9 protein-coding genes are annotated in these 11,774 nt (G+C 62.5%); all 9 read left to right on the forward strand.

The window, feature by feature from the left end; genetic code table 11:
- The first annotated feature begins 33 nt into the window (after window positions 1–33).
- The 9 genes from BUC08_RS04920 to BUC08_RS04960 all read left to right on the forward strand — a co-directional run bounded on the left by BUC08_RS04920 (window position 34) and on the right by BUC08_RS04960 (window position 11,769).
- Entirely contained in the window at window positions 34–1,071 is a 1,038-nt protein-coding gene (locus BUC08_RS04920; protein WP_037926810.1) for a TRAP transporter substrate-binding protein, read from the forward strand.
- Between the two features lie 77 nt (window positions 1,072–1,148).
- A complete protein-coding gene (locus BUC08_RS04925; RefSeq protein WP_037926807.1) occupies window positions 1,149–2,513 on the forward strand; it encodes a glutamine synthetase family protein in 1,365 nt (454 codons plus the stop codon).
- 2 nt (window positions 2,514–2,515) lie between these two features.
- Window positions 2,516–3,886, forward strand: coding sequence for an aldehyde dehydrogenase family protein (locus tag BUC08_RS04930; protein ID WP_037926804.1), 1,371 nt, complete (start codon window positions 2,516–2,518; stop codon window positions 3,884–3,886).
- A 4-nt stretch (window positions 3,887–3,890) separates the two neighbouring features.
- On the forward strand, window positions 3,891–5,039 hold the full coding sequence (locus BUC08_RS04935; RefSeq protein WP_037926802.1) for an iron-containing alcohol dehydrogenase: 1,149 nt from the start codon (window positions 3,891–3,893) through the stop codon (window positions 5,037–5,039).
- 113 nt (window positions 5,040–5,152) lie between these two features.
- A complete protein-coding gene (locus tag BUC08_RS04940) occupies window positions 5,153–6,298 on the forward strand; it encodes a lytic murein transglycosylase (protein WP_037926799.1) in 1,146 nt (381 codons plus the stop codon).
- A 120-nt stretch (window positions 6,299–6,418) separates the two neighbouring features.
- Window positions 6,419–8,269 (forward strand): aspartate--tRNA ligase, encoded by a 1,851-nt coding sequence (gene aspS, locus BUC08_RS04945; protein WP_037926796.1) that lies wholly within the window; start codon window positions 6,419–6,421, stop codon window positions 8,267–8,269.
- 109 nt (window positions 8,270–8,378) lie between these two features.
- Window positions 8,379–9,764 (forward strand): DUF1800 domain-containing protein, encoded by a 1,386-nt coding sequence (locus tag BUC08_RS04950; protein ID WP_234973741.1) that lies wholly within the window; start codon window positions 8,379–8,381, stop codon window positions 9,762–9,764.
- An 11-nt stretch (window positions 9,765–9,775) separates the two neighbouring features.
- The gene (locus BUC08_RS04955; RefSeq protein WP_037926793.1) at window positions 9,776–10,978 is read left to right on the forward strand and encodes a DUF1501 domain-containing protein; all 1,203 of its coding nucleotides are present in this window, start codon (window positions 9,776–9,778) and stop codon (window positions 10,976–10,978) included.
- Between the two features lie 65 nt (window positions 10,979–11,043).
- Window positions 11,044–11,769, forward strand: coding sequence for a GNAT family N-acetyltransferase (locus tag BUC08_RS04960; protein WP_051694383.1), 726 nt, complete (start codon window positions 11,044–11,046; stop codon window positions 11,767–11,769).
- Window positions 11,770–11,774 lie beyond the last annotated feature (5 nt).

Below are 11,774 nucleotides of genomic sequence, written 5' to 3' on the forward strand. Positions count from 1 at the left end.
ACGGTGCACCCCAACTTAACAAGGAGAAGAGACATGACGACGAGACGCAATTTTATCCGCACCGCAGCCCTTGGCGGCGCTGCCAGCCTTGCGGCCCCAGCCATCGTCCGCGCGCAGGACACCATCAAGTGGCGGTTTCAGACCTATGCCGGTGCCGCGCTGGGCGAGCATGTGACCAAGCCGGTCATTGACTACATCAACACCGCCGCAAAGGGCGAGCTTGAGATCGAGCTGTTCTACGCCGACCAGATTGTTCCCACCGGCGAGCTGTTCCAGGCGCTGCAACGTGGCACCATCGACGCCGTACATTCGGACGACGACAGCATGGCGTCGCCCACGCCCTTGCAGCAGTTCGGTGGTTACTTCCCGCTGGCCACCAAACATTCGCTGGATGTGCCGGTGCTGTTCAATCAATACGGTCTGGCCGATATCTGGCGCGAGGAATACGCCAAGGTCGGCGTGACATGGCTGTCAGCCGCGGGGCAGGACCCGTGCAACTTCAACACCAAGAAAGAGGTCACATCGCTGGCCGATCTGGACGGGCTGAAGCTGTACACCTTCCCGACAGCGGGCCGTTTCCTGACTCAGTTCGGCGTTGTGCCGGTTTCGATCCCCTATGAAGACGCCGAAGTCGCGGTTCAGACGGGCGAGCTGGACGGTATGGCGTGGTCCGGCATCACCGAGGATTACACCGTGGGTTGGGCCAACGTGACCGACTATTTCCTGACCAACAACATCTCGGGCGCATGGATCGGGTCGTTCTTTGTCAACGAAGGCCGCTGGGCGGATCTGCCCGAGCATCTGAAAGCCATCGTGATGGCGGGGATCGAAGCGGGCCATACCTATCGCAACCAGTGGTATTGGGGCGGCGAGGCGTCGCTGCGCGCCAAGGGCGACAAGCTGAAACTGCGCTCGATCCCGCAAGAGGAATGGAAAGTCGTCGAAGACGCGGCCAAGGTTTTCTGGGACGAGGTCGCCCAAGAGGGCGAAGTGAACGCCAAGATCGTTCAGATTTTCCGTGACTATAACGACGTGATCGACAAGGCGGGCCCGCCCTACAGCTTCGGCTAAGCCTTTCTTCTCCACAAATACATGCGGGCGGTCCATCGGGTCGCCCGCCACACGCACTTTAACCACAGGACACCGACATGCCCGGCAACCTTAGCTTTGATGACCTGAAATCCCGCGTCACCGATGGCAGCATCGACACGGTGCTGGCCTGTTTTGTGGACATGCAGGGCCGTTTGATGGGCAAGCGGTTTCATGCGGTCAACTTCGTGGAAACCTCGTTCAAGGAAACCCATTGCTGCAACTACCTGCTGGCGACCGACCTTGAGATGGCGACGCCGGATGGCTATGCCTCGACCAGTTGGCAAACCGGCTATGGTGACTATGTCATGGCCCCCGACCTGACCACGCTGCGCACTGTGCCGTGGCTGGAGGGCACCGCATTGGTGCTGTGCGATGTGCTGGACCATCACACCCACGCCCCCGTGCCCCACGATCCGCGTGCGATCCTGAAAAAGCAGGTGGCGCGGCTGCGCGATCTTGGATTTGACGCGATGATGGCGACCGAGTTGGAGTTTTTCCTGTTCGAGAAAAGCCTGGACGAAATCCGCGCGGGCGGTTTCCGCGATCTGACGCCAATCAGCGGCTATAACGAAGATTACAACATCTTCCAGACCACCAAGGAAGAAGGCGTGATGCGCCCGATCCGCAACCATCTGTTCGCCGCAGGCCTTCCCATCGAGAATTCCAAGGGCGAGGCCGAAGCCGGGCAGGAAGAGCTGAACATTCGCTATGCCCCCGCACTGGACTGCGCCGACCACCACAGCATCGCGAAACATGCGATCAAGGAAATCGCCTGGCAAAACGGTCGCGCGGCGTCTTTCCTGCCCAAGTGGCACAAGGACCGCGTTGGCAGCTCCAGCCACGTGCACCAATCGCTGTGGCAGGGTGAGACGCCCGCGTTTTTCGACAAGGACGCCGATCTGGGCATGTCCGAACTGATGAAAAACTATATGGCCGGGCTGATTGCCTATGCGCCGGATTATACATTCTTTCTGGCGCCTTATGTGAACAGCTACAAACGCTTTGCCAAAGGCACCTTTGCCCCCACCAAAACCGTCTGGTCCATCGACAACCGCACCGCGGGTTTCCGTCTGTGCGGGGCCGACACCAAGGGGGTGCGGGTCGAATGCCGCATCGGCGGCTCGGACCTGAACCCCTATCTGGCGCAGGCCGCGATGCTGGCCGCCGGGATCAAGGGTATCGAGGACAAGATGGAACTGTCGCCGCCCACCACCGGCGACGTGTACGAAGACGCCAAGGCCGCCGACATTCCGCAGACCCTGCGGGCGGCGACCGAAACCTTGCGGAAATCCGCTTTCCTTCGGGATGCTTTCGGGGACGATGTGATTGACCATTACACCCGATGCGCCGAATGGGAGCAGGAAGAGTTTGACCGCGTCGTGACCGATTGGGAAATCGCGCGCGGATTTGAAAGGGCCTGACCATGATTACCTGTATTTCGCCGATCGACGGATCGGTCTACGCCGAGCGCACGCCGCTGGGCGCATCTGACGCTGCGGCTGCTGTTGCGCGTGCGAAGGCTGCACAAGCCGCTTGGGCCGCACGTCCCTTGGCTGAACGGATCGCGCTGGTCCAGGACGGCGTGGCCCGTGTCGGGGCGATGAATGACGCCATCGTGCCAGAACTGGCGCACCAGATGGGCCGGCCCGTCCGATATGGCGGGGAATTCGGTGGTTTCAACGAACGTGCCAGCTATATGGCCGACATTGCGCAGGACGCGCTGGCCGATATCGTGGTCGAGGACAGCGACAAATTCCGCCGCGTGATCAAACGGGTGCCGCATGGCGTCGTGCTGGTCGTGGCGCCGTGGAACTATCCCTATATGACCGCGATCAACACAGTCGCACCCGCGCTGATTGCGGGCAACACGGTGATGCTGAAACACGCGAGCCAGACGCCGCTGGTGGGTGAGCGTATGGCCGAAGCGCTCCACGCGGCCGGTATCCCGCAGGACGTGTTCCAGAACGTGTTTCTGGACCACCAGACCACGTCTGACCTGATCGCGGCGAAATCGTTCGGTTTCGTCAACTTCACCGGCTCGGTCGGCGGGGGCCGCGCGATTGAAACGGCTGCCGCTGGCACATTCACCGGCGTCGGGCTGGAGCTGGGCGGCAAAGATCCCGGCTATGTCTGTGATGACGCCGATGTGCAGGCCGCTGCCGATACGCTGATTGACGGGGCAATGTTCAACTCGGGGCAATGCTGCTGCGGTATCGAACGGATCTATGTGGCCGAAGCGCTGTTTGACGATTTCGTCGCCAAGGCGGTCGAGATCGTCAAAGGGTACAAGCTGGGCAACCCGCTGGACCCGGAAACCACGATCGGCCCGATGGCGCACGTGCGGTTTGCCGACACCGTGCGCGAACAGACCGCCGAGGCGATTGCCGCAGGGGCCACGGCCCACATCGACCCCGCCGATTTCCCGCAGGACGGGGGCGCGTACCTGATGCCGCAGATCCTGACGAACGTGACCCACGACATGCGCGTGATGCGCGAGGAAAGCTTTGGCCCCGTGGTCGGCATCATGGCCGTCAAGGACGACGCCGAAGCGATCCGGCTGATGAACGACAGCGACTACGGGCTGACGGCATCCGTCTGGACGCAGGACGCGGCGCGCGCCGAGGCGATTGCCGACCAGATCGAAACCGGCACCGTGTTCATGAACCGCGCCGACTACCTTGATCCGGCGCTGTGCTGGACCGGCTGCAAGGACACCGGTCGCGGTGGCGGTCTGTCGGTCATCGGCTATCACAACCTGACCCGTCCCAAATCCTACCACCTGAAGAAAGCCTGATCCCATGACGCTGACTGCAAATTGGTCCTATCCCACCGCAATCCGCTTTGGCGCGGGGCGCATTTCCGAGATCGTCGAGGCCTGCATGGCCGCAGGCATCACCAAGCCGCTGCTGATCACAGATCGCGGGCTGGCGGGCATGGACATCACCCAGCGCACGCTGGACCTGATCGACGCCGCCGGTCTGGGCCGCGCGATGTTTTCCGACGTGGACCCGAACCCGACCGAAGTGAACGCGCAGGCGGGCGTCGCGGTGTACCGCGAGGGTGGCCATGACGGTGTGATCGCCTTTGGCGGCGGCTCGGGCCTTGATCTGGGCAAGGTGGTGGCGTTTCTGGCGGGGCAAAGCCGCCCGATCTGGGATTTCGAGGATATCGGCGACTGGTGGACGCGTGCCGACGCCGACGCCATCGCCCCCATTGTGGCCGTGCCCACCACCGCGGGCACCGGGTCCGAAGTGGGCCGCGCGTCGGTTATCACCAACTCGGAAACCGCCGAGAAAAAGATTATCTTCCACCCCAAGATCCTTCCGCGCGTCGTGATCTGCGATCCTGAGCTGACCGTGGGGATGCCGCCGTTCATCACCGCAGGCACCGGACTTGATGCCTTTGCGCACTGCGTCGAGGCGTTCTGTTCGCCGCATTATCACCCAATGAGCCAAGGCATGGCGCTGGAAGGGATGCGGCTGGTCAAGGATTACCTGCCGCGTGCCTACAAGGACGGCACCGACATCGAAGCGCGCGCGCAGATGATGTCGGCGGCTGCCATGGGGGCCACCGCGTTCCAAAAGGGGCTGGGCGCGATCCACGCCTTGTCGCACCCCATTGGCGCGATCTATCACACGCACCACGGCACCACGAACGCCGTGTGTATGCCTGCCGTGCTGCAATTCAACCGCCCCGAGATCGAAACCAAGATCGCCCAGGCCGCGCGCTATCTGGACATCGACGGCGGCTTTGACGGGTTCTGCGCCTTTGTCGACGATCTGAACGCGTCGATGGGCATTCCCAAGACGCTGAAGGGTCTGGGTGTTGAAAACCCCGACGTGGATCGCATCGTGGCTGGCGCACTGATCGACCCCAGCACCGGCGGCAATCCGGTGAAAATGACCGAAGAAAACACGCGCGAACTGCTGCTGAATATCATCGGTTAAGCCTGTCTCTAAGCAAAACGCCGCGTACCGCCCGACATGCGGTACGCGGATGATTGCGTGTGTTCACCTTTGCGTTAGGGTGATGCCCAAACAAGAATGGGCAGGGCAGAAAAATGATCATCACACGACGCAATTTCACACTTGGACTGACCGCAGGGCTGGGCCTTGCAAGCTGTGGCACTTCGATGCCGGGCATTCCCTCGGCGTCATCGGGCGGGCTGCCCGACGACCTGCGCCCGGTGCCGAATGCCGGCTGGAGCCAATGGGTCGCATCGTTCCGCGACCGCGCAGGCGCACAGGGCATTTCCGACAGCACGCTGAATGCAGGCTTTCGCGGCGCAGGCTATCTGCCCGGCGTGGTCAAACGCGACCGCAACCAGACCGAGTTCAGCCGCACGCTGGAAGATTACCTTGCCATCGCGGCATCCAACGAACGCGTCACCAAGGGCCGCGCCGCCTATGCGCGCCACGGCAGCACGTTGAACGCGCTTGAGGGGAAATATGGCGTCGATAGCACCATCATCTGCGCGATCTGGGGGCTGGAGAGCTTTTTCGGCGAGCGCAAGGGCGATGTGCCGGTCGTCTCGGCCACCTCGACGCTGGCCTATGACGGTCGGCGCGGGGAATTTTTTGAAAAACAACTGGTTGCAGCCCTGAAGATCGTTCAAAGCGGTGATATCAGCGCCGACCGCATGGTCGGAAGCTGGGCGGGAGCCATGGGCCACACCCAGTTCATCCCCACATCCTATCAGGCCTTTGCCGTCGATTTTAATGGTGATGGCCGCCGCGACATCTGGTCGGCGGACCCCAGCGACGCGCTGGCCTCGACCGCCGCCTACCTGCAACGCAACGGCTGGTCCCGTGGCACCCGCTGGGGCGGCGAGGTGGGCAACGGCGCGCCTGCGGGCAGCATCATCACACCGCAACCCGGTGGCCCCAGCTTTGCCGTCACGTCGAATTTCAACGCGATCAAACGCTACAACAACTCGGACAGCTACGCGATTGGGGTGGGCCATTTGGCCGACCGCATCGGCGGGGCAGGGCCGTTGCGCGGATCGTTCCCGCCAGATGCCAACGGGCTGACCAAGGACGACCGCATCGCGTTGCAACGCAAGCTGACCGCCGCAGGCTTTGACACGGACGGGGCTGACGGGGTTCTGGGGCCGAAAAGCCAGGCCGCGATCAGCGCCTATCAGTCCAGCCGTGGACTGCCCGCCACCGGCGTACCCTCGCAGGAATTGCTGCGATCCCTCGGCTAAGACCTGTAAAACGGCATTGCCGCGCGGTTTTCCCCCGCGCGGCGGCCTGCGCGGCTTGACTTCCCACCCTATGGGCGGTGTATCTGCCCCGATCATCAGCCCAGAGAGCGGGAGCCTATTATGCACGCCTATCGCAGCCACACCTGCGCCGAACTGACCGCCGCCGACGTCGGCAAAACCGTCCGCCTGTCCGGTTGGGTCAATCGCGTGCGCGATCACGGGGGCATCCTGTTCGTCGACCTGCGCGACCATTACGGCGTGACGCAGGTTCTGTGCGACCCCGACAGCGCCGCATTTGCCGACGTGGAAAAGCTGCGCAGCGAATGGTGCATTCGCATTGACGGTGACGTGAAGGCCCGCGCGCCCGAACTGGTCAACGCCAAGATCCCCACCGGTGAGATCGAAGTGTTCGTGCGCGAGGTCGAAGTGCTGGGCCCTGCCGCCGAACTGCCGTTGATGGTGTTTGGCGATCAGGAATACCCCGAGGAAACCCGCCTGAAATACCGCTATCTGGACCTGCGCCGCGAAAAGATGCAGGCCAACATGAAGCTGCGCTCGGATGTCGTCGCCTCGATCCGCCGCCGCATGTGGGATGCCAAGTTCCGCGAATACCAGACGCCGATCATCACCGCATCGTCGCCCGAAGGTGCACGGGATTTCCTGGTGCCGTCGCGCCTGCACCCCGGCAAGTTCTATGCGCTGCCGCAGGCCCCCCAGCAGTTCAAACAGCTGTTGATGGTCTCGGGTTTTGACAAATATTTCCAGATCGCGCCCTGTTTCCGCGATGAAGACCCGCGTGCCGACCGGTCGCCCACCGATTTCTACCAGCTTGACCTTGAGATGAGCTTTGTCACCCAGCAGGACGTGTTCGACACGATCCAGCCGGTGATCGGCGGCATTTTCGAGGAATTCGGCGGCGGGCGCAAAGTCGACCAGACGTGGGAGCAGATCAGCTATCGCGACGCGGCCCTGTGGTACGGCAGCGACAAGCCCGACCTGCGCAACCCGATCAAGATGCAGGTCGTGTCCGAGCATTTTGCGGGGTCCGGTTTCGCCATCTTCGCCAAGCTGCTGGAACAGGACGGCACCGAAGTGCGCGCCATTCCCGCGCCCACAGGCGGGTCGCGCAAGTTCTGCGACCGGATGAACGCATTCGCCCAGAAGGAAGGTCTGCCCGGCATGGGCTATATCTTTTGGCGCGAGAAAACCGCCGATGCCGTGGCCCAGGAACTGGGCATCACCGTGAAAGAAGCCCAAGCCAAGCTGAAATCCGGCGAAGTCGAAGGCGGCATGGAAGCGGCCGGTCCGCTGGCCAAGAACATCGGCCCCGAGCGCACCGAAGCCATCCGCCAGCAACTGGGTCTTGGCATGGGTGATGCGGCGTTCTTCCTGGGCGGCAAGCCCAAACAGTTCGAAGCCATCGCGGGCCGCGCCCGGAACATCATCGGTGACGAACTGGGCCTGACCGACAAGGACCGCTTTGCCTTTGCATGGATCGTCGATTTCCCGATCTATGAAAAGGACGAGACCACCGGCAAGATCGACTTTGAACACAACCCGTTCTCGATGCCCCAAGGCGGCATGGAAGCGTTGCAAGGCGATCCGCTTGAGGTCTTGGGTTATCAGTATGACCTGGCCTGCAACGGCTATGAACTGGTGTCCGGTGCCATTCGGAACCACCGCCCCGAGATCATGTTCAAAGCGTTTGAAATCGCCGGCTATGACGAGGCCGAGGTGCGCAAACGCTTTGGCGGCATGGTCAACGCGTTCCAATACGGCGCCCCGCCCCACGGCGGTTGTGCTGCCGGTATTGACCGCATCGTGATGTTGCTGGCGAACGAACAGAACATCCGCGAAGTGATCCTGTTCCCGATGAACCAGCGCGCCGAAGATCTGATGATGAACGCACCGTCTGACCCCACCAGCGATCAGCTGATGGAACTGGGTCTGCGGGTCATTCCGCAAGACTGACGCACATTTGGGCGATCCGTCGCCTGCGATGAAAAAGTGATGGGGCGCGCCGATGCAAATGGGCGCGCCCCTTGCTATATTGCATCCATGATCGGCAAGGGAGTTGTCCGTGCGCGCATTCCAACCTGAGTTTGCAGAAATGCGATTTGGCTGCGGCCTGTCGCCCGTGATCGCCCCCATAGCGTCAGTCGAGGCAATGCTGGCCGGTATCGCCGCCCCCGACGCGATGGCGCAACGCTTTCCGATCGAGCCGTTCAGCACCTTTCGCGAACGCATGGTTGCCAGTGACGAATTGCGTACCACCCTGCGGGCGAACCGCGGCAAGCCCGAGGCGAAAGAGGCCCAAAAAGAGCGTAACCTGTTGAAGAAACAGGCCCGCATCGACATGACGCACTGGCTGGGCATGTCGATGCTGCGCCGGACCTATACCGAAACGGGGTTTTTCGAGCGGTTGGTCTATTTCTGGGGTGACCACTTTACCGCCACGGGCAAGGCGGGCGTGGTGAAACGCGCCACGTCACCCTACATCGAAGATGGCATTCGCCCCTTTGTTGGCGGTCGTTTCGCTGATCTGCTGATCAGCGCCGTGACCCATCCGGTGATGCTGCAATTTCTGGATCAGGACCGGTCCATGGGGCCGGGCAGCGAACGGGCGCAAAAACGGGGCAAGACGGCGGGCCTGAACGAAAACCTCGCCCGTGAAGTGATGGAATTGCACACGCTTGGGGTCGATGGCCCCTATACCCAGGACGATGTGCGCCAACTGGCCGAGCTGTTTACCGGCCTGTCGTTTCAGCCCAAGCAAGGCGCCAAATTCCGCAAGGACTATGTCGAGCCGGGGGCCGAGACGGTGCTGGGCGTGACATATGACGATGCCTATTCGATCAAGCCGGTTCATGCGGTTCTGGAAGACCTTTCCGTGCATCCAGCCACCGCGCGGCACCTGTCGTGGAAACTGGCGGTGCATTTTGTGTCCGACACGCCTGACCCCGCGCTGATCGACCACGTGACCGCGCGTTACATCGAAACCGAGGGCGACCTGATGCAGGTCTATGCCGCATTGCTGGAACATCCCGCCGCGTGGTCCCAAGAGGGCGCGAACATCAAGCCGCCGGTGGAATTCGTAGGCTCGGCCATGCGCGCGCTGGCCGTTGATCCCGCTGTCGTGACCGAGATGCCCGAAAAGCGGGTGCGCAATGTGCTGCTGACACCGATGGCGGTGATGGGTCAGACCTGGCAGAAGTTTTCCGGCCCCGACGGCTGGCCCGAAGAAGACGACGCATGGCTGACGCCGCAAGGGTTGTCGGGCCGCGTGCGCTGGGCCATGGCCGGGCCGGAAATGCTGCGCCCCGATCTGCCGGACCCGCGCGCCTTTGTCGACACGGCGTTGGGCAGCTTTGCCCCCGAAGACGTGAAATTTGCGGCCGGTGCCGCCGAAAGCAAATCCGAAGCCATCGGCCTTGTGCTGATGTCCCCCGCGTTCCAGCGCCGCTAGGAGTAGCCGCCATGACCGATCTTACGCGCCGCTTTTTTCTGACCCGCTCTGCGGTTCTGGGCTGTTCGCTCGCGGCCAGCCCGCTGCTGACGCCGGTCACTTTTGCCGCGGCCCCCTGGGACACCCGGCTGATTGTCATCATCCTGCGCGGCGCGATGGACGGGCTGGACGCGGTGCAGCCTTATGGCGACGCCAGCTATGCGGGCCTGCGCAGCAGCCTTGCGGGCGGTCCGCAGAACGGGGCGATGGACCTGGACGGGTTCTTTGCGCTGCATCCCGCGATGGCGGCTCTGGCGCCGATGTGGAAGGCGGGCGAGCTGGGCTTTGCCCATGCGGTCAGCACGCCCTACCGCGACAAGCGCAGCCATTTCGACGGGCAGGATGTTCTGGAAGCAGGCACAGACACGCTGCAAGGCGGCGTGCGCGACGGCTGGTTGAACCGGATGCTGCAAGAGGTGCCGGGCGTCGAGGCGGACACGGCCTATGCCATCGGTATGAGCGAAATGCCGATTCTCAAGGGCAAGGCGCCAGTGGCAAACTGGACCCCCGAGGCGACCCTCAGCCTGAGCCCGCAGGCGGAACGTCTGCTGGGCATGATCTCGGAAAGCGATCCGGCAATGCACGCAGCACTGGCAGAGGCGGCGCTGTTGTCAGCGGCGGATGCGCCCACGATGTCGGGCAACATGGCCCGCGATATGCAGGAAATCCGCAAGGGTGGCCAACATTTGAAAATTGCAGAGTTTGCCGCCAAACGCCTGCGAGAGGACGCGCGGGTCGCGTCGTTTTCGCTGAACGGCTGGGACACCCACCGCTTTCAGGAGCGCGGATTGAAAGCGGCCTTGGGCGAGCTGTCCGATACGCTGGTGCATCTGAAACAGGAGCTGACCGGCCCTGTCTGGGGCAAGACCGCTGTCGTTGCGATGACCGAGTTCGGGCGCACAGCGCGCGAAAACGGCACCGGTGGTACGGATCACGGAACCGGTGGGCTGATGGTGATGGCGGGCGGCGCGATCAAGGGTGGCAAGGTCTATGGCGACTGGCCGGGGCTGAGAGAATCGGACCTGTACGAAGGCCGCGACCTGATGCCGACCCGTGACGTTCGCGCCCACGCAGCATGGATCATGCAGGCGATGACCGGTCTGGACAAAGCCACGCTGGAACGGGTGATCTTTCCGGGGCTTGATATGGGCAGCAATCCGGGGATCGTTCTTTAGCGGGGCGTTCCCTGGGAACAAATCGCACTTGGCGATAGGCTGCGACCTGCCTATAGATTCAGGGCATGAACACCAGATCCTCTGACAGCCCGCAATTTGGCGCCCCCGTGCCCGACTGGACACCCCCTCCGACACCCGAAGGCGTGGTGATGACCGGGCGGTACGCAACGCTTGAACCGCTGAATGCCGAAAAGCATGCGGCCCTGTTGTTCCGCGCCTATGAGGGCGAGGATCATGTCTGGGACTACCTGCCTTACGGGCCGTTCACATCCTCTGCGCAATATCATCGCTGGGTGCACAGTGTTGCTGACAAAAGCGATCCGGTGTTTTTTGCCGTGCGCAATCTGGATACCGGCCATTTTGACGGTGTGCTCAGCCTGCTGCGGATCGACCCCGCTGCCGGGTCCATCGAAGTGGGGCACATCAATTTTTCCCCGGCTTTGCAACGCACGCCCGTCGCGACCGAGGCGTTGTTCCTGACGATGCAATGGGCGTTCGAGGCAGGCTATCGCCGGTTCGAGTGGAAATGCGATGCGTTGAACGTGCCGTCGCGGCGTGCGGGTCAGCGATTGGGGCTCAGCTACGAAGGCACCTTCCGGCAGGCGACCGTCTATAAGGGGCGCAACCGTGACACCGCCTGGTTTGCCGCGATTGACAAGGAATGGCCCGCTTTGAAAGAGGCGTTTCGTGTCTGGCTGGACCCGTCGAACTTTAACGAAGAGGGTCACCAGATTGAACGCCTGTCGGACCTGACGGCATTGGTGCGTGTGGCAACTGACCCCATGCTTTAGGCGCG

It is taken from the genome of Pseudosulfitobacter pseudonitzschiae (assembly GCF_900129395.1).
GTDB classification, from domain to species: Bacteria; Pseudomonadota; Alphaproteobacteria; order Rhodobacterales; family Rhodobacteraceae; genus Pseudosulfitobacter; species Pseudosulfitobacter pseudonitzschiae.

Excerpts from the sequence above, each read along its gene's own strand:
- BUC08_RS04920 (WP_037926810.1), top strand. The coding sequence starts at position 34 with ATGACGACGAGACGCAATTTTATCCGCACCGCAGCCCTTGGCGGCGCT.
- BUC08_RS04925 (WP_037926807.1), top strand. The coding sequence starts at position 1,149 with ATGCCCGGCAACCTTAGCTTTGATGACCTGAAATCCCGCGTCACCGAT.
- BUC08_RS04930 (WP_037926804.1), top strand. The coding sequence starts at position 2,516 with ATGATTACCTGTATTTCGCCGATCGACGGATCGGTCTACGCCGAGCGC.
- BUC08_RS04935 (WP_037926802.1), top strand. The coding sequence starts at position 3,891 with ATGACGCTGACTGCAAATTGGTCCTATCCCACCGCAATCCGCTTTGGC.
- BUC08_RS04940 (WP_037926799.1), top strand. The coding sequence starts at position 5,153 with ATGATCATCACACGACGCAATTTCACACTTGGACTGACCGCAGGGCTG.
- aspS (WP_037926796.1), top strand. The coding sequence starts at position 6,419 with ATGCACGCCTATCGCAGCCACACCTGCGCCGAACTGACCGCCGCCGAC.
- BUC08_RS04955 (WP_037926793.1), top strand. The coding sequence starts at position 9,776 with ATGACCGATCTTACGCGCCGCTTTTTTCTGACCCGCTCTGCGGTTCTG.
- BUC08_RS04960 (WP_051694383.1), top strand. The coding sequence starts at position 11,044 with ATGAACACCAGATCCTCTGACAGCCCGCAATTTGGCGCCCCCGTGCCC.